The following is a 23699-nucleotide window of genomic DNA, read 5'->3' on the forward strand; positions in this document are numbered from 1 at the left end:
TATATTAAGTACTGGTAGGTAACTCTCAGTCCTCCTTTGAGGCACCAAAGAAGAACCAATCTTGCCCGAAGCCCATAACATATCCAGAGTGTTCATGGTTTCGGGCTTTTTTCATTTAAAAGGCAAGCACACCGTGAGTGTCCACTTTTACCGCGACAGGTTGCCCCACTTCTAACGCCTCTGCAGAGGTAGCTAATAGCTTTTGTCCATTAGCTTCTATTACGTAACGACAATGATCACCCATAAACTGCTGCTCTAGAACCGAAATAGTACTTTCAGTGCCGGATGTCACCTGAATATGCTGAGGTCTAAGTAATAGTTCACAGTGAGCTTCTAAGCTTATTTCCGTCTGAGGTTTTGCTTCTATTACCCCTAAATCCGTTTCAAACTCTTGCTCTGAAACACGTTTAGCTTTTAGGTAGCTCCCACCACCAAGAAAGTCAGCTACAAATTTGCTTGATGGCTGGTAATACAACTCTGACGCCGAACCATATTGCTCTATCACACCATAGTTCATTACTGCCATTTTATCCGCGAAGGCAAATGCTTCTTCACGGCTGTGAGTAACAAAAATGGCTGTCACACCTTGCTTCTTAAAAATCTTACGAATTTCAGAAATCAATTCATGACGAACCTGGGTATCGATATTTGAAAATGGTTCATCTAACAAGAGTAAGTCAGGTTTATAAGCGAGTGATCGAGCAATCGCAACACGCTGCTGCTGACCACCTGACAATTGGTGTGGGTACCTATCGCCAAAGCCATCAAGATGCACAAGTTCAAGCATTTCTTGAACCTTATCTTTTTTAGATTGCTCACTTTCTTTTCGCAGACCAAAAGCTACATTTTCAAATACCGTTAAGTGCGGAAAAAGAGCGTAGTCTTGGAAAATCATGCCAATATTACGTTGCTCTGGTGGCAACCAATGCTTACCGTCATCAATCGTTTGGCAGTTAAGGTTCATAACCCCACTAGTTAATGGTAATAACCCTGCAATTGCTTTTAGAAGGGTTGTTTTACCGCAACCACTTGCACCTAGCAGGCAAACAATCTCACCATGTTCAACTTCAAGTGACAACGACTCTAGAACTGTTTGAGACTCATACTGACAGGTCAGATCTTTTATTGATAATGCACAGCTCATTAGTGTTTCTGCTCCAGGGAACGGTTAACGATGACTAAAGGGACTAACCCAACTAAAACGAGTAATACAGCAGGCATTGCTGCCAACTCTAAATGCTCATCCGATGCATAGTTATAGACATAGGTTGCGAGTGTCTCAAAATTAAATGGTCTCAAAAGCAATGCCGCATTGAGTTCTTTCATTGATTCAATAAACACTAAAAGTGCAGCAATTAATGCACCTCGTTTGATCAACGGAAAGTGAACTCGCCATAACATTTGATTGGTATTACACCCCATTGTTTTAGATGCCATATCTAAAGATGGAGAAACTTTACTCAAGCTACTTTCAATACTGCCAATAGCAACTGCTGAAAAGCGCACCACAAGAGCAAAAATTAGAGCAAACATAGACCCTGAGAATATTAATCCTGGTCTACCCCACTCCATAGCTTTCGCAATATCATTCACTTTATGATCAAGGAAAATAACCGAGACCATCACACCGATCGCAAGCACTGTCCCTGGCACGGCATAGCCTAATGATGAAAACCTCATGAAGCTAGCACTAAGTTTGCTTGGACTCACACGATGATAGAAGTTCACAATTAAAGCGACGCTTACACCAATAACAGCAGCGCTTACAGAGACATACAAACTATTTAAAGCATAGTCTCTAAATTCAGCAGTCCAGCTCTGTGCAAAATATTTATATGAGTAAATGCAGAGTTGCATCAATGGCAGAATAAATGCGATACCAACCAAGCCCCAGCACCACAATAATGCTAGCCACTTTTTCCAACCAGTTAACACATATCGAAAGTCTTCATTACTGCTAAATTGATTTTGAAATAATTTTTGTTTTCGACGGCTATAACGTTCAGCGCTCAGCAACAAAATGACAATTAGTAGCATGATTGCCGAAATTTTAGCTGCAGCATTGAGATTAGAATAGCCTAGCCATGTGTCATAAACCGCAGTGGTGAGCGTATTAACGGCAAAGTAGCTGACGGTACCAAAGTCACCAATCGTTTCCATGGCGACGAGAGACAAGCCTACTGCGATGGATGGTCGCACTAAGGGCAAGGATATTCGGCGGAAACTTTCCCAAGGAGAACACTTCAAGAGCCGTGCAGATTGCAGTAAAGAAACATTTTGTTCCATAAATGCTGCGCGACAAAGCAGATAAACATAAGGATATAAAACTAATGCTAAAACAACTGTCGCACCAGCTAACGTTCGAATATCAGGGAACCAATACTCCCCCGGACCCCAGCCTGTAATATCTCGTAGGAATATCTGGATAGGTCCAGCAAAGTCGAACCAGTCAGTAAAAATATACCCGATAATGTAACCTGGCATTGCCAATGGAAGAACAAGCGCCCATTGAAGCCATTTTTCACTTGGCAGACGACACATCGCCATGAGCCACGCACTTGGAATACCCAAAAGAAGAGTTAAAGCCATAACACCCACCACTAACACAACAGTGTTATAGGCGTAGGTAGGCATGACGGTCGAAAGAAGATGACTGAACACTTCATCGGTTTCGCCAATGGCAGTATAGAAGATCGCTAAGATCGGCAAAACCAGCAGTAAAGCAAAGCTTCCACTACTGGTTTTTAATAGAGAGTTTTTTTCTTTCATTAGCCCAATTTACAACAAGGCTTTATGACACATAAATGCGTTTGCAAATACATCTCATATCCCTTTAAAAAAATAGGGGTACAGTTATACCCCTAGTTCCGATTAAAGGTCAAATTTCACTTCATCTAGAAGCTTGATTGCAGCTTCGTGATGATCTGCAATTTGGTCTAGAGAAATTGTATCTGCTTTGAATTCACCCCAAGAAGCCACAAGCTCAGAAGGTTTAACATCAGCTTTTACTGGGTATTCGTAGTTTACTTCTGCGTACATACCTTGTGCTGTGTTGCCAGATAGGAATTCCATTAGTTTAACTGCATTCTCTTTATTCGGAGAGAATTTAGCCATTGCCATACCAGAAATATTTACGTGAGTACCCGTTGTTTCTTGGTTAGGGAAGTTGATGTAAACAGCGTCAGCCCAAGCTTTTTGCTCTTTATCATTAACCATTTTTCCTAAGTAGTAGCTGTTACCAAGAGAAACGTCACATAGACCTTCTTTGATAGCTTTAACTTGTGCACGGTCATTACCTTGAGGCTTACGAGCTAGATTTGCTTTTACGCCTTCTAGCCACTCTTTAGTTTCCGCTTCGCCTTTATGAGCAATCATAGAAGAGACTAGAGAAACATTGTATGGGTGCTTACCGCTACGAGTACAGATTTTACCTTTGAATTCAGGTTTAGCTAGATCAGCGTAAGTGAAATCTTCACCTAGACGACCAACACGGTCACGTGAAGAGTAAACGCTACGAGTACGAGTCGTTAGAGCAAACCACTCATTGTCTGTATCTTGGTACTGAGCTGGGATGTTCTTTTCTAGAACATCGCTGTTTACCGCTTGGACTAAATCTTTTCCAGTTAGCTCAGATAGGCGGCTGATATCAACAGTCAATACCACATCTGCAGGGCTGTATTCGCCCTCTTGAGCTAATTTTTCTGCTAAACCTTTTTTAGCAAACTTAACGTTTACTTTAATTCCAGTTTCTTTAGTGAATTCATTGAACATTGGTTCAACTAAGAATGGTTGGCGGTAAGAGTATACGTTTACTTCTTCCGCAGCCATTGCCGTTGGAGCAAATGCACTGCACGCTAAAGCTGAAAGAGTTAGCAGTTTTTTCATTAGTAAAATCCTTTATATCGAAATGATAATGTCTATCAGTTGCGTTATTATATTCATCATTAGTCTAATTTCAATGCTTATCATCAAAAAAAGCCCCACTAAAACTCCCTGTACCCCCTCACTATTTTGTAACAAATCTTTACGTTCTTTACAGATTATAGAGCGATAAGTCATTCTCCCCTTAGTTATTTAGCCAAAATTAAAAAGCCCACTTATTTGTAAGCGGGCTTTGTTTTACTTAAATAAACTCTTCAAATATGTATTACTTAACTGATACAAACTCAGGGTAAGCACCTACACCACAATCATGCATATCCATACCTTCAAGTTCTTCGTCTTCTGTTACACGAATACCGATTGTCGCTTTAAGCACGGCCCATACCGCTAAGCTCGCGCCGAATACCCATGCAAAGATGACTGCAGCACCGAGTAGTTGAGCGCCAAATGTTGCATCAGCGTTACTTAGTGGCACAGCCATTAGACCGAAGAAACCACATACACCGTGTACAGAAATAGCACCTACTGGATCATCAACCTTCACTTTATCTAGAGCAACGATACTGAATACCACTAGAGCACCCGATACAGAACCGATAGCAACAGCAAATAGAGGAGATGGTGAAAGAGGGTCTGCAGTGATTGCAACTAAACCCGCTAACGCGCCGTTAAGTACCATAGTTAGGTCTGCTTTACCCCAAGTTGTCTTACATACTAATAATGCTGCAATCGCGCCAGCTGCTGCTGCTGCGTTCGTATTTAGGAATATTTGACCAACCGCTGTAGCATTCTCAAAGTCTGAAACCATTAACTGAGAACCACCATTGAAACCAAACCAACCAAACCAAAGGATAAATGTACCTAAAGTTGCAAGTGGCATGTTTGAACCAGGAATCGGGTAGATTTCACCTTTTTTACCATATTTTCCTTTACGAGCGCCTAGTAGTAGAACACCAGCTAACGCTGCAGCTGCACCAGCCATGTGTACGATACCTGAACCAGCGAAGTCACTGAAACCTGCTTCTGATAAGAAACCACCGCCCCAAGTCCAGTAACCTTCCACTGGGTAAATAAATGCTGTTAGTACTACAGAGAAAATCAAGAATGACCATAACTTCATGCGCTCAGCAACCGCACCAGATACGACTGACATAGCTGTTGCTACAAATACTACTTGGAAGAAGAAGTCTGATTCTAATGAATGATCTGCACCTTCACCTTGAGTACCAATTAAAGTACCAAATGATGGTAACCACCCACCTTCACCGTTATCGACATACATGATGTTGTAGCCAACCACTAAGAAAGTGGTACAAGCAATCGCGTATAAGCAGATGTTTTTAGTTAAAATTTCTGTGGTGTTTTTAGATCGAACTAAACCAGCTTCAAGCATTGCAAAACCTGCAGCCATCCACATTACGAGCGCACCTGAAATGAGGAAGAAAAAAGTGTCTAGTGCGTACCGTAACTCTGTTACTGTTGTTGTAATATCCATATATTAATCTCCAATCCCTAATAATCTTTAAAGTGCTTCCGAATCCATTTCACCAGTACGAATACGTACAGCCTGACTAAGGTCGTAAACAAAAATCTTACCGTCACCAATTTTTCCAGTGTGTGCAGCTTGAGTGATCGCTTCTACTACGCGGTCTACATTTTCAGCTTGAGTCGCGATTTCTAGTTTTACTTTTGGTAGAAAATCGACTTGATATTCAGCCCCGCGATAAAGCTCTGTATGACCTTTTTGTCGACCAAAACCTTTCACTTCAGAAACAGTCATGCCTTCAATACCTACATCAGAAAGTGCTTCTCGCACATCATCTAACTTGAATGGCTTTACAATTGCGTTAATCAGTTTCATAGCATTTCCTTTGAGATGTTCTCTGTAATTCGTTAATTACTTACTAACAATCCAAGTACCGTGCCAAAAGTTTAAATCATTGTTTTTTAAGTAATAAACCCTTATTTAACCAATAAGAAACAAAAAGGCTCGCACCATTACGGTGCGAGCCTTCACTATCTTGAAGCGTTTTTTTTGTTGCCTCATTTAAGGGCAATGCTGTAAATATTCAAAATATACTACAGCGAGTACAGCTCTTTAGCTCATGCTATGCATAACCCAAAAAATCCAGCCAATTCGTCATTAGCAGTTCGAAGTCATCAATGCCACAGCTTGCGGTGCTTTCACAGTTATAAAAATCAAACTCGCTGCTTTCTTCCATTTCTTCACCATGGCCAAGTACATTTTCTTGTATGGTGACTTCATCTTCATTAATCGACAGGCTAATTTCTTTTCCTAATAAAGCCGTTTCTGTACTCATATTCGTTCGAGAACGCTCAATAGCATCCATTACTTGATTAAGCTTCTGCTTATCTTTACCTATTTCTTCCTGAAGCCAACGACCAATGATTTCGTGTCCCATACTACATTTTACGTAATATTCACCCATCAAAGTGTTTCTTGTAAATTCGAATTCCATAATGGCTTCCAGACATAAGATAAAAATGAGGCGAGAGTATATAGCGAAGATCGTAAGAGATCGAGCTTGATTAATTCGAGGAGTTCGCTGACCTAAAAGTCAAAACCCAAAACAGCTAACAAACAAAAACGCCTTCTATATTAGAAGGCGTTTAGTTCATTTACCCAGAAGAATTTCCTGAGCGCTATCCCAAGGTATTACGCAGGCTCTTGAAAGATAACCGTATCTGCTTTTTCCGTGTACTGACCCATTTTATGGAAATTCAGGTAACGGTATGTATCAGCAGCCGATGCATTAATCTTCTCAGCGTACTCTAAATACTCTTCTTTCGTTGGGATGCGACCTAGAATCGCGCCAACAGCAGAAAGCTCAGCAGAAGCCAGATAAACGTTCGCGCCATTACCTAAGCGGTTAGGGAAGTTACGCGTTGATGTCGACATAACCGTCGAAGCATCAGCAACACGAGCTTGGTTACCCATACATAATGAACAGCCCGGAGTTTCGATACGTACCCCAGCACGACCGAAGATGCCGTAGTAGCCTTCTTCTGTCAGTTGGTCTTTATCCATCTTCGTTGGCGGAGCCACCCATAGGCGAGTATTCAAAGAGCCATTAAACTCTTCAAGCATCTTACCAGCAGCACGGAAGTGACCGATGTTCGTCATACAAGAGCCGATGAACACTTCTTGAATTTCAGTACCTTGAACGTCAGAAAGAAGACGAGCATCATCTGGATCATTTGGAGCACATAGGATAGGTTGATCGATGTCAGCAAGATCAATCTCGATAACATGTGCATATTCTGCGTCTGAATCAGCAGATAGCAATTCTGGATTCGCTAACCACTCTTCCATTGCAGTAATACGACGCTCAATAGTACGAACATCACCGTAACCTTCAGCAATCATCCACTTAAGCATAACGATATTCGAGTTCAGGTACTCATCGATAGACTCTTGAGATAGCTTAACAGTACAACCTGCAGCAGAACGCTCAGCAGATGCATCAGAAAGCTCAAATGCTTGCTCAACAGATAAGTGCTCAACACCTTCAATTTCTAGTACACGACCAGAGAATTCATTGATCTTACCTGCTTTCTCTACCGTTAGTAGACCTTGCTTAATACCGTAAAGAGGAATGGCATGTACTAGGTCACGTAACGTGATACCCGGTTGCATTTCGCCTTTAAAACGAACCAAGATAGATTCAGGCATATCAAGAGGCATAACGCCTGTTGCCGCAGCAAATGCTACCAAGCCAGAACCTGCAGGGAATGAAATACCTAGAGGGAAACGAGTATGCGAGTCACCACCTGTACCAACAGTATCAGGTAGAAGCATACGGTTTAGCCATGAGTGGATAACACCATCGCCCGGACGAAGTGAAACACCCGCACGGTTCATGATGAAATCAGGTAGCGTATGGTGAGTGTTTACATCAACTGGTTTCGGGTATGCAGATGTGTGACAGAAAGACTGCATCACTAGGTCTGCTGAGAAACCAAGACACGCCAGATCTTTAAGCTCATCACGAGTCATAGGACCGGTAGTATCTTGAGAACCCACTGTCGTCATTTTAGGTTCACAGTACTGACCAGCACGTACACCTTCAACGCCGCATGCTTTACCAACCATCTTCTGAGCTAGCGTGTAGCCTTTATCAGATGCAGATGGGTCGATTGGTTTAGCAAACAGATCGGTTTCAGCTAGACCTAGAGCGTCACGAGCACGACCAGTTAAGCCACGACCGATGATCAGTGGAATACGACCACCAGCACGCACTTCATCTAGAAGTACCTTGCTTAATTCAAAGTTTGAAATCACAGAACCGTTCTTGTGAACAACACCTTCATACGGGTAGATATCAATAACATCCCCCATGTTCATGTCTTGTACATTCAGTTCAATTGGTAGCGCGCCTGAATCTTCCATTGTGTTGTAGAAGATTGGAGCAATTTTACCACCAAGACAAACGCCGCCAGTACGCTTATTTGGTACGAATGGGATATCTTCACCCATAAACCAAAGTACTGAGTTTGTTGCCGATTTACGTGAAGAACCAGTACCAACAACATCACCAACGTAAGCCAGTGGAATGCCGTCTTTTTGCATTTCTTCAATTTGATTGATTGGACCAACACTGCCCTGTTCGTCAGGAGTGATACCATCACGCTCCATTTTCAGCATCGCTTTTGCGTGAACTGGAATATCTGGACGTGACCAAGCATCAGGTGCTGGTGATAAGTCATCGGTGTTCGTTTCACCAGTAACTTTAAAAACTTTAACTGTGATTTTTTCTGCAACTTTATCTTTTGCAGTAAACCATTCTGCGTCAGCCCAAGATTGAAGAACTTGTTGTGCAAATTCGTTGCCCGCTTTTGCTTTCTCTTCTACATCATAGAATGCGTCAAACATGAGTAGAGTATGCGACAGCGCTTTAACAGCAATAGGAGCAAGTTCTGCATCGTCTAATAGAGATACAAGTGATTCAATGTTGTAACCGCCTTGCATAGTACCAAGTAATTCAGCAGCTTTAGCGCGGCTTACTAATGGAGATTCGACTTCACCTTTAGTAATTGCAGTTAAAAAACCAGCTTTTACATAAGCAGCTTCATCAACACCTGGAGGAATTCGATTTTCTAGTAGATCAAGAAGAACGTCTTCTTCACCTTGGGGTGGGGTTTTAAGTAGTTCAACTAGGCCAGCAACTTGCTCGGCATTTAGCGGTCTAGGAACAACTCCTTCGGCAGCACGCTCTGCGACGTGTTTACGGTAGGCTTCAAGCACGACTTTTTCCTCTCATTGCGGTTCCTCCATTTATTATCATTACTCTATATTGAGAATAGTGATGGAGTGAACATCCTTGGAAACTTGGCTCTCCATTGCCAATTCAACTAACTATCTTTGACATATACAAAGAATAATCAGCAGCGCCAGAGAGGCCAAACTGTGGGCAGTACAATAGCAAATTTAACGATAAATTAAAATCTCATCATTTTGACCAACATAGCAAGTTAAGACTAAAGTTCTAACTTTTTTGGCTATTTATGCGTTTTACCTGCTATCAAATAATTGATTATTTGTAAGATGTTCCAATAATTAAGTAAATGGAATCATAATTATTTTCAGTCTTACCGTATGCGAAAATAATAGGACCAATCGGAGAATCAACTCCGGTAAATATCGACCCTGCGGTGTACATTGGGGCTTCATGCAGTTTTAAGTTATTGTCTGACCAAACTCCCCCATGCTCTATCGACGCACCTAGATAAACTGGGGATTGGAATAACCCAAAATCATTTTCAAACCACTTATATCGGTACACTAAACTAGAGTAAGCTAAGTTCTGCCCAATTAAACTATTTCGAGGAATACCCGATAAATTCAAGAAGCCACCAAGCTCTTTGGGATCAATTGGAAAAGTAGCGTTTTTGCTCTCAACAATCCCGTAATCTAACTTTGCGACTAAAGTATGCCTTTTATAACTTTGTGCAGCTAAAAATTTAGCATTCAATTCATATACAGTATCACTCGACTTTTCGGTAGGGGTGCCTACGACATTCGATTTAGTATCATCGTGTGATACTAAATATTCAAAATCAAAATAGTAACCTTTTGTCGGTAAACTAAAGCTGTCTAGTGTATCTAAACGATAAGCAGCAAAGGCCCCTGTACGAGTAAAATCAATGCTACCTATTGAGGATAGTGAAGACGAATCCACTTTACCGTCAGTGTATCGAGCGCCAAATTTAAACTCTTGCCATAACGTCGGTTGATAGCCAAAAGCAACCTCTCCGATATTCTCTAAGTAGGTCAAAGGGATGAAATCTTGCGTGACTTCTAGCGAAGGCTTTTCAATAGCATCAATCGAAGCTGGTAGGTTTCGTTTTTGTTTGCTGTATACATATGAGGCGGACGTAAACAGTTTTTCTTTTGAAAAGAAAGGAGAAAACAATTCAGCCTCAATGAGCTTATCCGTCCCCATCTCAATATTCGTTCTAAGCTCTGCACCATGTGCATTTATATCGGTGAAATTTGCAGACATCCCTAACGCGTAGGTACTTTCTGTTTCAAAGTCATCTTCTAAATAGAAACGAAAATTGAGGTAATTAGGTCCCCAAGATTTTTCATCCACATCCACAACTAGATGGTCTTCATCACCGACTTTTTCATACCGATAAGTAATCAGCTCAAATCGATCTAAAGCATATAACTCTTGAACACTCGACTCTAAATGACGAGTCTTCAGAACATCACCACTTTCCAAAGCCAAACGGTTTTGAAGTAATTTATCGGTATAGTGCGTGTTGTTATTAATGGTCACACTATCCACCACAACATTATCAATATGACTTAACTGCTTTCGTGCTGCTTGTTTATGATCAATGTAACCTTGAAATTTAGCACTCGTCACAGACAACGCTCTTAACTGGTCTTCAAATTGATATGCAATGTCATAACCCGCCTGATAGGCGCTCGGCATTTTATCAAATTCAGTCGTTTCCATTTCTCCAACATCCGGCTGAAGAAATACGTCCTCTTCATTGAGAGTTTTGGCTTGCCTTTGAGTACTTCGACGAACAAGGTAATTTGAGAGTTGATCTGCCACCGTTAAAAACGTTGTAAAGTCTTCTTCATCTTTGTAGTCCGTACTAATATCAACAGCAATGACAATATCAGCGCCCATGGCTCTTGCCACATCAACGGGCATATTATTGGTCACGCCACCATCAACGAGCATTTTCCCATCCAAATCGTATGGAGGTAATGCACCTGGTACAGACATACTCGCCATCATCGCGTCAACTAAGTAGCCCTTGTCGATAACAACTTCTTCTAGTTCGATAATATCAGTAGCAACAGAGCGATACGGCACTGCAAGTTGATCAAACGATTCAAGCTGAGAAAGGTTTCCCGTAGTTTCACGTAGAATGCGTAGCATATTTTGACCTTGTACTACACCTTTTGGTGCGCGTACCTCGCCCCAGCGCAAACCAAGATCCGTCGTTAATTGGTAACGATCTTCATACTCTTTGTCTCTAACACGACGTTCACTGCGGTTAACCCTGTCTCGATAACCTTTATTCCAGTCAATCGTATAGATGAAACTTTCAATTTCTTCAGCGCTCATGCCCGTAGCGTATAAGCCACCGACATAAGCTCCCATACTAGTCCCTGTTATGTAATCAACGGGAACTTGCATCTCTTCAAGTGCTTTTAGAACACCAATGTGAGCGGCGCCTTTCGCACCACCACCAGCCAAGACCACGGCAACGGTTGGGCGTGTTTTCTCATCCTGAGATAAAGACTCTGACTTTGCTACCACAGCGCTTTCTGCAGCTGCAATATTTTCAGATATATTCGTACTATCAGCTAGTACACTAAAACTAAATACAGCGCTCAATACACCTACATAGCTATTTAGCCAACGGGATACGACCATCTAAATTCATTCCTTGTCATTGTTTTCTATAGCGACTCTACCACTGAAAAAGCTTTTTTAGCCACTGTTTTGGCTGACTTTCACAGCCTTGTTTTATTTCACCTTTTTCGTCCCAGACGGGAATGGTAATAGAACCATCACAATCAAATGTTAAACCGCCCTGCACGCTTTTATTAAAATGCGCCGTCGCAATATTTGTCGGCCACGGTAAGATAAGTTTTTCTGGGATGCGCTGTTGTAAATAATCAGCATAAACTCGTAATGCACCACTGGAACCGGTTAATTTAGTCGGTTTATTGTCATCTCGTCCTAACCAAATAGTGGTCACTTCACGCCCATCGACCCCGACAAACCAACTATCACGGCTATCATTACTGGTGCCTGTTTTCCCTGCGAGCGCCGCCCAAGAGAATTTACTTGATAAAAAGCGCCCAGTCCCTTCTGAAACACCTTTTTTCATCGCATAAGTTGTCAGCCATGCAGCTTGTTGATCCACACTTTGTGAGACTCTTGGGATAGATTGATAAAGCACATTACCATCAAAATCCACTACAGAACGCAAGGCAGACAATGGCGCTTTTCGGCCAGAGTTGGTTAAGGTTTGATACATTTGAGCCACTTGATATGGCGTTAGTGAAAATGCACCTAAAAACATAGAAGGCACAGGTCTTATTTCACTTTTATCAACCCCTAGTTTTTCTAAAGTATTGGACACCTCTTTGATACCAAGTTGCATGCCTAATCGTACTGTCGGTACGTTGTAAGACTTTGACAACGCTACATACATTGGCACTTCACCTCGAAATTTCCTATCAAAGTTCCTAGGGCTCCAAACGCTTCCTTTACTCCCTTTTAGGCTTAAAGGTGTGTCCATAAGTGTGGTGGCTAATGTGTACTTATCTGGCTGTTGGAGCGCTGTTAAATACACAGCAGGCTTAACTAGCGAACCTATTGGGCGGCTAGCATTTAATGCTCGATTAAACCCATCGTATCCGGTTCGCTTTCCTCCAACCATAGCCCGGATTTCACCGGTATTTCGGTCAACAGCGATCGCAGCAGCTTCTAATTTGTCGCCTGCAGTTTTGGCTAAAGAAGGCACTTTATGAGCTATCGATTTTTCAAGCTTATCTTGTGAGACAGGATCAAGAGAGGTAAACACACGCAGCCCAGCTTGGGCTTGAAACTTATCACCTACATATTGCTTAAGTTCTCTATTTACTTGCTGGAAATAAGCAGGCTGACGGCTAGCAATACGAGGGTTATCTTGAATGTCTAGATCTCGGCTAGCGGCTTCATTAAACTGTTCAGCCGTTAAAATATCTTGCTGCATCATCAAGCGTAATACGAGATCTCGCCTCTTTTTAGCTCTTTCAGGGTAACGAACGGGATTGTAATAAGAGGGTCCTTTGACCATTCCAACAAGAAGAGCAACTTGATCAATTCTTAGTTCTTGAACGGGTTGTCCAAAGTACAAACGAGAGGCAAGACCAAAACCATGGATCGCTTCGCCACCACTTTGCCCCACATACACTTCATTTAAGTAAGCTTCTAAGATCTGATCTTTGCTGTAACGATAATCTAAAATCAGCGCGATATACGCCTCTCTCACTTTACGCCATATGGTTCGCTCACTGGATAAAAATAGGTTCTTTGCCAATTGCTGAGTCAGCGTACTACCACCTTGAACCGTTCTTCCTGCTTTTACGTTCACGACCATCGCTCGGGCAATCGCCAGTGGTGATACACCTTCGTGCTGATAAAAATTTCGGTCTTCTGTTACCAACAAAGCATCAACCATCACTTCAGGGAACTGCTCTCTTCTTAAGAATAAACGTTGTTCATCATTACTCTTTTCAAGCATACCCAACATTTTAGGCTCAATTCTCAAGTACCCCATATCCGCGTCTTGCTCAAGAGACTTAATACGAGTCAACTCATTGCCTTTAAAAAACAACATAATATGGCGATCAGGCTCAGGACCATCGACAAACTCAAAAGGGCGACGAATCAATTCAATTTTGGTCGATGATGATGAGTACTCACCTGGGTGCCTTGGCGCTTGAACTTTCCGGTAGTTCAATACGTCCAGTTCATTACGAATTTGCTCAATGCTTACTTGAGTGCCAGGTGATAAATGCAGGACGCGAGCATACACAACTGTGGGAAGGTCAAATAACTGCCCATCAAATTTCTGCTTAACTATCGTGCCTAAATAGATACCGACAAATAATAAAACCGCTGCCACAGCCAAAGTTGACTTCCAGCCAATGCTCCACAATGTTTTTAACCACCCTTTCGATGATTTTTGCTTTGTGGATTTTGCTTTCCCTTTACTTTTTGAAGCCGCTCTTGGTTTACGAGGCTTAGCCGCTTTTGTGGCTGGTGATTTTTTAGCTGGCGCCTTTTTAGGTGGTGCTTTTTTAGGAGCGCTAAGTTTAATTTGAGCAATTTTTTTAATCATTATCGATTCAGCTGTCGTTTAGTTTTTGTCGTCGCAACATGGTTCGCAGGGTCATCTGGCCATGGATGTTTGGGATATCGCCCTTTCATTTCTTTTTGCACTTCTTTATACGCTCCAGCCCAAAAGCCCGCTAAATCTTGAGTAATTTGCAAGGGACGCTGAGCAGGAGATAACAGCTCTAGTACGACTTTCTTTCGCCCTAAAGCGATCATAGGAGAGTCTTGCTCGCCGAAGACTTCTTGCATACGCACTGAAATCACTGGCTCCGATTTTCCATCATATCGGATTCTTTTTTGAGACCCAGTAGGCATGGTGTATTTAGTTGGAAGCCAATTATCAATATCTTGATTAAGCGGCCATCCAAGTCGAGCAAATAAGGCTTGCTCAACCGAAACATTAGTTAGCCCCTTAACTGATTTAACAGAAACTAAGTAAGGTGCAAGCCAACTTTCTATATCTCGAAGTAGATGTTCTTCATCCATTGCTGGCCATTCTTGCTCTGGTAACCAAAGCATACCGCAACGGATTCTTTCAAGTAACTGAGATGCCGACTCAGTCCAGTTCAAACACGCTAAACCTTTACGCCGAATATACGTCAGCATTGCTTCGGTAATTTGACTAGAGTTAGGCTCTGGTAATGCTTTTCGATGAATAACTACATCGCCAATACATGAACGCATCTCTGCAATTAAACGCCCTCTTTTTTCATCCCAGTCAACATACTCTTCTATTGATAACAATTCAGGAAAAGTATTTTCTAAAAGATTGATATCAACATCAGCCGCTAAGAATATCTGACTGGCACTGTTTGAAGTCCTCATCAAATCAATCGCGACAATGTATTCACTATTTATCAAAGAATTATCAGACCGCATCTCTGCACCATGTCCATTGGCAAGAAGAAATTTACCATCCCCGATCTTTCTTGACTGAGCTAAACGGTCAGGAAAAGCCAAGCACAAAGTCAATGCAATTAACGATTCATCGACTCCTTTTACATCAAAAGAGCACTGGAATTTACGAGCTAAGCTTTGCCCTCTTTGCAAAACAATCTTAGCTTTAGCATGAGTTCCTTGTTTTAACCGATGTAAGGAGTGCTGCAAATCACTGACATTTCGTTCAGGCTCTTCCAGCAAAGCGGCAATCGCTAAAGCGGCATTCAATAGTGCGTTATTTTTCTGAGATGCTTTTACTAACATGCTCGCAATACGAGGATCTAAACCAAGCTTTTGTGCATCTTTTCCAAGAGCCGTAAGCGTTCCTTTTGAATCAAGCAGCCCTAGTTTCTCTAATAACTGCGAGGCTTGCTGAATACTTGCGTGAGGAGGGATATCCAACCACTGTAAATCACTCGCATCATTTGCTCCCCATTGGGCAAGCTCTGCAACCAAGGGTGCTAAGTCAGAATGTAAAATCTCAGGTTCAGGAACTAAAGGTTGCTGTTTCAACTGTTCTTCAGAATAAAGACGAACACATAAACCTTCTTCGATACGCCCGGCTCGACCAGCTCTTTGTTCGGCTGAAGATTGAGAGATTCTTACCTGCTCTAATTTAGTGATACCTGTTTTTAAATTGAACTTAGCGACTCTTTCTAACCCAGAATCCACCACCATTCGAATACCTTCAATGGTTAAAGAGGTTTCGGCAATATTGGTGGCTAAAACAACTTTTCGACGCCCTTTGGGAGATGGCGAAATGGCTTGCTGCTGCTGTGAAAAGCTCAATTGTCCATAAAGCGTACAAACATCGATCTCTTCACCTAAATGGTGCAGCTGCTTTTCTACTTGTTTAATTGCAGACACACCAGGTAGAAATGCCAGTAATGAACCAGACTCCGAAGCCATTAACTGTTCTATCTGGCGCGCCATTTTGGCTTCAACATATTCATTAGATGAGAGTGGACGATGATGAAATGACACGGGGAATGAACGCCCTTGAGATTCAACATAAACCGCACTAGGAAGTAGGATTTGCAAGGCTTGCTGGTCCAGCGTTGCTGACATGACAACAATTTTTAGATCATCACGTAGTGCCTCTTGAATCTCCAAACTAAAAGCTAAGGCTGTATCAGCGTGAATGCTTCTTTCATGGAACTCATCGAAAATAACTAAGTCGACACCGGCAAGTTCGGGATCGGCTTGGATCATTCGTGTCATGATCCCTTCAGTGACAATTTCCAGCTTAGTGGAAGGGCTTGTTTTGCTTTCCCCACGAACACGATAGCCAACCGTCTCCCCGACTTTTTCACCTAACTGTTGAGCCAAGTAAGTAGCGATATTTCTCGCCGCTAAACGTCTTGGCTCCAACATGATAATTTTTCCTGCCACCGCTTTTGATAAGACGAGTTGCAAAGGAAAATACGTAGATTTCCCAGCACCAGGCGCTGCTTTAAGAATAAGTTGGGTACTATTTTGGACACCAGATAATAATTCTGGGATCACAGCTTCAATAGGTAGCGTTGACGGCGGAGGAAGTTGTGACAATGGGAAGACCTTATGGTGTAATGTTGCCAATATTGTACATAAAAACCCATCTATCGAAATAAGTAAAATGCACTTCGAACCGCCATTAGAACCAGCCACACTCATTAAACGTTATAAACGCTTCCTCACTGATATTACCTTACCTGATGGCAGCGAGCGCACTATTCACTGTGCCAATACAGGCGCAATGACAGGGTGTGCAACGGAAGGAGACACCGTTTGGTACTCGACATCTGACAATCCAAAGCGTAAATACCCCAATAGTTGGGAGCTTTCTGAAACCTTAGAAGGTCATAAGATTTGTATTAATACTGCAAGAGCCAATCAACTAGCAGTGGAAGCGATTGAAAATGGAGCTATAGTTGAACTTTCAGGGTACAAAGAATTACGCACCGAAGTGAAATATGGCAGTGAAAATAGCCGTATTGATATTCTTTTAGACGATCCAGATAAACCGAGTTGCTATGTTGAAGTAAAAAGCGTCACACTTTTGGATGATACCCTACAGGGACAAGGTTATTTTCCAGACACAGTGACAACAAGAGGTCAAAAGCATCTGCGCGAACTCACAGAAATGGTCGAATCTGGAAGCAGAGCTGTACTTTTATTCACTGTTTTACATTCAGGTATTGAAAAAGTCTCTTCGGCACACCATATAGACGCCAAATATTCATTATTACTAAAACAAGCACAAGACGCTGGAGTTGAAGTTCTTTGCTATAAAGCAGAACTAAGCAATACTCAGATGGAACTTAAACATTCACTGAAATTTATCAGGAACTAAGCAAAAGCACTGATAGTTCACATTGATTACAAGTTTATGCACAAGAGTTTGCCAGCACCACATCTTTCTGCTATAGATACCCGCCTAAAAATTAGCTGCTTAGCAGTTGACTAGGTGTAAATAGGAGATGCTGTATGCCAGAATCTAAGAAAAAAGCGCTAGGCATCCTAGCCATCGCTGGTGTTGAACCATATCAAGAAAAGCCAGGTGAAGAGTACATGTCACCTGAGCAAACTGAACACTTTACCAAGATTTTAGAAGCTTGGCGCAACCAGTTAAGGGTTGAAGTTGACCGTACTGTGCACCACATGCAGGACGAAGCAGCAAACTTCCCAGATCCAGTTGACCGTGCTTCACAAGAAGAAGAGTTCAGCCTAGAGTTGCGTAACCGCGACCGTGAGCGTCGTCTGATCAAGAAAATTGAAAAGACACTAGATAAAATCGAAGAAGACGATTTTGGCTTCTGTGATTCTTGTGGTGTTGAGATTGGCATCCGTCGTCTTGAAGCTCGCCCAACTGCGGATCTTTGTATTGACTGTAAGACACTTGCAGAAATTAAAGAGAAGCAAATGCAGGGTTAATGCCTTAGCAAATATAAAGAAAGGGAGCGCTTGCTCCCTTTCTTGTTTCCAGAATTCAGGTTACGAGTCCTTAATTCATCCCGGCATCGTTTTTATTCCTCTTCCTTGTTGAAATATTAGGTTCAAATCATGAGTTATATTGGGCGTTTTGCGCCTTCTCCATCAGGTCCTTTGCATTTTGGATCTTTAGTAGCCGCCTTAGGCAGTTACTTTCAAGCTAAAGCAAACGGTGGACAATGGTTCGTTAGAATTGAAGATTTAGACCCGCCCCGAGAAATGGCTGGGGCTGCTGAACTAATATTACAAACACTGAAAAGCTATCATCTATTTTGGGATGGTGAAGTCGTTTACCAAAGCCAAAGGCATGAATTGTATCAAGCTCAAATTGAGCAGTGGCTATTAACCGATAAAGCCTACTTTTGCCAATGCACTCGTAAACAGATAAAAGAATTAGGTGGCTTTTATTCTGGTACATGCCGCCATAAAAATATCAATGACGCTTCTATGAGTGCGGTGCGCTTAGCTATGGAATACCCTGTTGAGAATTTCCAGGATTTGCGTCATGGTCAAATTGATATTCCACCAGCATTGGCAAAAGAAGATTTTATTATCAAAAGACGTGATGGTCTTTTTGCCTATAATCTTGCAGTAGTTCTGGATGATATTGACCAAGGAATAACAGAAGTTGTTCGAGGCGCTGACTTAATTGAGCCAACAGGACGACAAATAAGCTTATATAAGATGCTAGGGCAGCCTGAAGTCAGTTATTTACACTTGCCACTGGCAACAGATAAAAATGGTCAGAAATTATCAAAGCAAAACTACGCAACGGCTATTGATATAGATAATCCAGTGCCTACATTACTGACAGCAATGCAATTTTTAGGATTTAATATTCCGAAAAACATAGCAACCTCACCAATAGACGATATTCTATTATGGGGCTGCAAAAATTGGGATTTAACCCTGCTACCGAACACTTTGCAGCAAATACACGACAGCTAAAATGGTCTTTGAGCACAAAAATACCGTCATTCAGAATGGTTTGCGGTCACGCTCATATTCTCAAATGCCTCGCGCTAGGCTATTATTAGCCGCAATTACGCGCTGCAACACCACTTTTGACTAGAGAAAATCAAAGTTGGCGATACCAACTTTGCTATAAACTAATGAATACAAACGACAATACCCCAAGTGAACAACGTAGCTTTCATGAATTAGCTCTGAATATTTACACTCGCCAAGAGCACAATATTTCACGCAAGCAGATCAGTGACAATGCACTAAAAGTGCTTTATCGGCTGAATGGTGCGGGTTTTGACGCATTTTTAGTCGGTGGTGGTGTACGCGATATTTTACTCGGTACTCAGCCAAAAGATTTTGATATTGCGACAAACGCAACACCAGAACAAATTAAAAATCTATTTAGAAACTGCCGCCTAATTGGTCGCCGCTTTCGCCTTGCACATATCATGTTCGGTCGAGATATTATTGAGGTCGCCACTTTCCGTGGACACCATCAAGAACCATCGAAAAACGTTTCTGCTCAATCAAAAGAAGGTATGCTTCTTCGTGACAATGTTTACGGAAGTGTCGATGAAGATGCAGAAAGACGTGACTTCACGATTAACGCGATGTACTACAACATCAGTGACTACAGCATTCACGATTATGCTGGTGGCGTGGAAGATCTTGAAGATAAGTTAATTCGTCTAATTGGTGAACCGGAAGTTCGTTACCGCGAAGATCCTGTACGTATGCTTCGTGCAATGAGATTTGCAGCAAAACTCGACTTTGATATCGAAGAAGATACAGCCGATCCAATTGAGCACCTTGCACACCTTCTAAAAGATATTCCTGCCGCACGTCTGTATGAAGAGTCACTGAAATTACTGCAATCAGGTCATGGTTTAGAAACGTACCACTTAATGCGTGAGTACAATTTATTCCAACAAATTTTCCCTACGGTTGCTGAGCACTTTACTGAAGATTATTCCTCTGAAACCGAGCAAATGTTGGATCTAGTCTTAGATTCAACCGACCTTCGTATTGAAGACGGCAAACGAGTTAACCCAGCGTTTATGTTCGCGGCTATTCTTTGGTATCCAATGAATAAGCTAGCAGACAAATTAGTCGCTGAGCTAGGCGTTGCTCACTACGATGCAATTATGGAAGCAAGCAACCTGATTTTAGATCAGCAAGTTAAGTCTCTTGCTATCCCACGTCGCCACACGGCAACCATTCGTGAAATATGGCAGCTTCAGCTTCGCTTACCTCGTCGTAATGGCAAACGTGCTTTCCGCCTTATGGAGTTAAATAAATTCCGAGCAGGTTTTGACTTCTTAGAAATGCGCGGCGAAATCGAACAAGGTGAAACTCTCGACCTTGCTAAATGGTGGGAGACCTTCCAAAACGCAGGTAGAAATATGCGTCAGGCAATGGCAAATGATGTTGCGAATCCAGGAAAACCTTCAGGTAACCGCCGCCGTAAAACCTACCGTAAAAAGAAAAGTAAGCCAGCAGAATGATCACGGCATATATCGCGGTCGGCAGTAATCTAGCCGACCCGGTGAGCCAAGCAAATCTGGCCATCGAAACACTAAAAAACCTACCGCGTTCAACGTTTATTGCGACTTCTAAGCTATATAGTAGCACTCCAATGGGGCCGCAAAATCAACCCGATTACATAAACGCGGTGGTAGCTATTCAAACTGAATTAACGCCTCTTGAACTACTTGATTGCACACAAAAAATTGAGTTAGAGCAAGGGCGTGTCCGTAAGGATGAGCGCTGGGGTCCAAGGACTTTGGACCTCGATATCATCCTATTCGGCAATGAGGTGATCGATTCAGAGCGTTTAACTGTTCCACACTATGGAATGAAAGAGCGAGAGTTTGTGCTCTATCCGCTTGCTGAAATCGCTCCAAGTTTACAACTCCCAGATGGGACAGAGCTAACTAACCTACTAAAAATAGTAGATAAGAATGGGCTCGATGTTTGGCAGAGATAGTCAAACACAGTAAGGAATCATTATGAAAAAAGTAACCATTAACGACTTAATCAAGTGCAAACAAGAAGGTCGTAAATTTGCAACGTCTACAGCTTATGATGCTAGTTTTGCCCAATTATTTGAAAGCCAAGACATCCCAGTTTTATTAGTGGGTGACTCTTTAGGTATGGTTCTTCAAGGGAAAACAGACACACTGCCTGTAACGATTCAAGATATTGCTTATCATACTCGTTCAGTGCGTGCTGGTAGCCCAAACTGTTTGTTAATGGCTGACATGCCTTTCATGAGCTATGCAACACCAGAGCAAGCTTGCGAAAACGCGGCAACGCTGATGCGCGAAGGCGCTAACATGGTAAAAATCGAAGGCGGAAGTTGGTTGGTTGATACCGTTAAAATGCTAACAGAACGTGCAGTACCAGTTTGTGCTCACCTTGGACTAACACCACAATCGGTCAATATTTTTGGCGGCTATAAGGTTCAAGGTCGCAATGATGAACAAGCCGATAAAATGGTTGCTGATGCCCTTGCTCTTCAAAATGCAGGTGCTCAAATTGTTCTATTAGAATGCGTACCCGCATCTTTAGCGAAACGAATTACAGAAGCTTGTGACGTACCAGTAATTGGTATTGGCGCAGGTAGCGTAACTGACGGTCAAATCTTAGTGATGCATGATATGTTTGGTATCTCAGCAAACTACATGCCGAAGTTCTCTAAGAATTTCCTAGTTGAAACTGGCGATATGCGTAAAGCAGTAGCGAAATACAAAGAAGATGTAGAAAATGCAATCTTCCCTGATGACGCTCACACAATCGCTTAGGAGTACTAATGCAAACTTTTGCTGATATCGCGGCTCTTCGTGAGCAAATCAAACAATACAAACGAGATGACCGTACCATTGCGTTTGTACCAACAATGGGTAACCTTCATGAAGGACACCTAACTTTAGTTAGGAAAGCTCGTGAACATGCTGACATTGTTGTGGTTAGCATTTTTGTAAACCCAATGCAGTTTGATCGCACAGACGATTTAAATAACTACCCTCGTACCTTAGAAGCTGACTTGAACAAGTTAACAGGTGAAGGTGTGGAACTGGTCTTTACACCAACCCCAGAGAATATGTACACAGAGGGTTTGGATAAACAGACCTTCGTTGAAGTACCTGGCATATCTCATATGCTAGAAGGTGCATCTCGCCCTGGTCATTTCCGCGGTGTATCTACCATCGTGACTAAGTTATTTAACATTGTTCAGCCTAACTTTGCATGCTTTGGTGAAAAGGATTTTCAGCAACTGGCTGTGATTCGCCAAATGACATTAGATTTAGCACTCGATATTGAAATTATTGGCGTGCCGACAGTTCGTGAAATGGATGGCTTAGCCATGAGTTCTCGTAATAGTAATCTAACTATAGATGAACGCCAAAGAGCGCCTGTTCTAGCTCGCACAATGCGTTGGATAAGCAGTGCTATCCGTGGTGGTCGTGATGATTATGCATCTGTTATTGAAGATGCAACCGATCAGTTGCGTGCAGCAGACTTACAGCCCGATGAACTTTTCATCTGTGATGCTCGCACTATGCAAGCGATTACGAGTGATTCCACACAAGCTGTTATTTTAATGTCTGCTTTCTTAGGTAAAACTCGTCTTATCGATAACCAAGTTCTAGACTTAGTTACGGAAACAAAAGATGAAGTAAAAGAAGAAACCGCTGAATAGCCATCTTCCTCCTAAATACAAAGCATAAAAAAGGTCGATATCATATCGACCTTTTTCTTATCTAACATTTAGTGCTGATTTAAAACGTACTAACTGCGCAAGCCGATACCTTTAGTCACTAAATAATGCGCAATGCCATATAACACTACGATGAATGCACCTAGCACACCAAACGAAGTTACAATACCGACATCAGATACACCTAGGAAGCCATATCGAAACGCGTTCACCATATACACGATAGGGTTCAATTTAGACACACTCTGCCATACCTCAGGCAACAGACTGATTGAATAGAACACACCACCGAGGTAAGTCAGCGGCGTAAGAATAAACGTCGGAATGATAGAGATATCGTCAAACGTACGTGCAAATACCGCGTTGATTAGCCCTCCTAGGGAGAACACAACCGAAGTCAGAAATACGGTCGCAATAATCACTCCCCAATGGTCAACCTGCAGGTCAACAAAGAACAGTGAAACAAACGTCACTATCGTACCCACCAATAAGCCACGTACCACGCCGCCCATCACGAAACCGGCAATAATCACATAGTTCGGAACTGGCGCGACGAGTAATTCTTCAATATTCTTTTGAAATTTAGCGCTAAAGAACGAAGAAGCGACATTGGAATAAGAGTTAGTAATAACCGACATCATGATCAAACCAGGGACAATATATTCCATGTAGCTAAAGCCGTTCATTTCACCAATTCGAGAACCAATCAAGTTACCGAATATGATGAAATACAGAGTCATCGTAATGGCTGGTGGCACTAGTGTTTGCACCCAGATACGCGTAAAACGATTGATTTCTTTGCTCAATAAACTGCGGAAAGCGGTCCAGTATAGGCTGTACAT

Annotated in this window: 18 protein-coding genes; 7 read left to right on the forward strand and 11 right to left on the reverse strand. The window is 42.2% G+C overall.

What is annotated here, in order from left to right; all coding sequences use genetic code 11:
* Nucleotides 1-115 precede the first annotated feature (115 nt).
* The 10 genes from OCU78_RS11615 to hrpB all read right to left on the reverse strand — a co-directional run bounded on the left by OCU78_RS11615 (nt 116) and on the right by hrpB (nt 16703).
* Nucleotides 116-1144, reverse strand: coding sequence for an ABC transporter ATP-binding protein (locus tag OCU78_RS11615; RefSeq protein ID WP_137373411.1), 1029 nt, complete (start codon nt 1142-1144; stop codon nt 116-118).
* Entirely contained in the window at nt 1144-2769 is a 1626-nt protein-coding gene (locus OCU78_RS11620; RefSeq protein ID WP_137373410.1) for an ABC transporter permease, read from the reverse strand. The genes OCU78_RS11615 and OCU78_RS11620 overlap by 1 nt, the downstream gene beginning before the upstream one ends.
* Nucleotides 2770-2871: 102 nt before the next feature.
* Nucleotides 2872-3885 (reverse strand): Fe(3+) ABC transporter substrate-binding protein, encoded by a 1014-nt coding sequence (locus OCU78_RS11625; protein WP_137373409.1) that lies wholly within the window; start codon nt 3883-3885, stop codon nt 2872-2874.
* A 262-nt stretch (nt 3886-4147) separates the two neighbouring features.
* Nucleotides 4148-5377, reverse strand: coding sequence for an ammonium transporter (locus tag OCU78_RS11630; RefSeq protein ID WP_137373408.1), 1230 nt, complete (start codon nt 5375-5377; stop codon nt 4148-4150).
* Nucleotides 5378-5404: 27 nt separating this feature from the next.
* Nucleotides 5405-5743, reverse strand: coding sequence for a P-II family nitrogen regulator (locus OCU78_RS11635; protein ID WP_137373407.1), 339 nt, complete (start codon nt 5741-5743; stop codon nt 5405-5407).
* A 247-nt stretch (nt 5744-5990) separates the two neighbouring features.
* Nucleotides 5991-6362 (reverse strand): YacL family protein, encoded by a 372-nt coding sequence (locus OCU78_RS11640; RefSeq protein WP_137373406.1) that lies wholly within the window; start codon nt 6360-6362, stop codon nt 5991-5993.
* Nucleotides 6363-6559: 197 nt separating this feature from the next.
* Entirely contained in the window at nt 6560-9148 is a 2589-nt protein-coding gene (acnB, locus tag OCU78_RS11645; protein ID WP_137373405.1) for a bifunctional aconitate hydratase 2/2-methylisocitrate dehydratase, read from the reverse strand.
* Between the two features lie 289 nt (nt 9149-9437).
* Complete coding sequence (locus OCU78_RS11650; RefSeq protein WP_137373404.1) at nt 9438-11804, reverse strand: patatin-like phospholipase family protein; 2367 nt, start codon at nt 11802-11804, stop codon at nt 9438-9440.
* Between the two features lie 37 nt (nt 11805-11841).
* Nucleotides 11842-14265, reverse strand: a complete 2424-nt coding sequence (mrcB, locus tag OCU78_RS11655; protein ID WP_137373403.1) for a penicillin-binding protein 1B — start codon at nt 14263-14265, stop codon at nt 11842-11844.
* Entirely contained in the window at nt 14265-16703 is a 2439-nt protein-coding gene (gene hrpB / locus OCU78_RS11660) for an ATP-dependent helicase HrpB (protein ID WP_240701739.1), read from the reverse strand. Before hrpB ends, mrcB begins: the two co-directional genes overlap by 1 nt.
* Nucleotides 16704-16815: 112 nt before the next feature.
* Here hrpB and sfsA point away from each other — a divergent pair, with 112 nt between their 5' ends.
* From sfsA to panC, 7 genes are all read left to right on the forward strand, one after another.
* Nucleotides 16816-17532 (forward strand): DNA/RNA nuclease SfsA, encoded by a 717-nt coding sequence (gene sfsA / locus OCU78_RS11665; protein WP_137373401.1) that lies wholly within the window; start codon nt 16816-16818, stop codon nt 17530-17532.
* Between the two features lie 134 nt (nt 17533-17666).
* Nucleotides 17667-18113 carry an RNA polymerase-binding protein DksA gene (gene dksA, locus OCU78_RS11670; RefSeq protein ID WP_137373400.1) on the forward strand — a complete coding sequence of 149 codons (447 nt, stop codon included), beginning with the start codon at nt 17667-17669 and terminating at the stop codon, nt 18111-18113.
* Nucleotides 18114-18242: 129 nt separating this feature from the next.
* Complete coding sequence (gene gluQRS / locus OCU78_RS11675; protein WP_137373399.1) at nt 18243-19118, forward strand: tRNA glutamyl-Q(34) synthetase GluQRS; 876 nt, start codon at nt 18243-18245, stop codon at nt 19116-19118.
* 164 nt (nt 19119-19282) lie between these two features.
* Nucleotides 19283-20641 carry a polynucleotide adenylyltransferase PcnB gene (gene pcnB / locus OCU78_RS11680; protein ID WP_137373398.1) on the forward strand — a complete coding sequence of 453 codons (1359 nt, stop codon included), beginning with the start codon at nt 19283-19285 and terminating at the stop codon, nt 20639-20641.
* Nucleotides 20638-21123 (forward strand): 2-amino-4-hydroxy-6-hydroxymethyldihydropteridine diphosphokinase, encoded by a 486-nt coding sequence (gene folK, locus OCU78_RS11685; protein WP_137373397.1) that lies wholly within the window; start codon nt 20638-20640, stop codon nt 21121-21123. Before pcnB ends, folK begins: the two co-directional genes overlap by 4 nt.
* 22 nt (nt 21124-21145) lie before the next feature.
* Complete coding sequence (gene panB, locus OCU78_RS11690; RefSeq protein ID WP_137373396.1) at nt 21146-21940, forward strand: 3-methyl-2-oxobutanoate hydroxymethyltransferase; 795 nt, start codon at nt 21146-21148, stop codon at nt 21938-21940.
* 8 nt (nt 21941-21948) lie between these two features.
* Nucleotides 21949-22839 (forward strand): pantoate--beta-alanine ligase, encoded by an 891-nt coding sequence (gene panC, locus OCU78_RS11695; protein WP_137373395.1) that lies wholly within the window; start codon nt 21949-21951, stop codon nt 22837-22839.
* An 89-nt stretch (nt 22840-22928) separates the two neighbouring features.
* Here panC and OCU78_RS11700 read toward each other — a convergent pair whose 3' ends face one another.
* The gene (locus tag OCU78_RS11700; RefSeq protein WP_137373394.1) at nt 22929-23699 is read right to left on the reverse strand and encodes an ABC transporter permease; all 771 of its coding nucleotides are present in this window, start codon (nt 23697-23699) and stop codon (nt 22929-22931) included.

The organism is Vibrio gallaecicus, assembly GCF_024347495.1.
Classification (GTDB): Bacteria; Pseudomonadota; Gammaproteobacteria; order Enterobacterales; family Vibrionaceae; genus Vibrio; species Vibrio gallaecicus.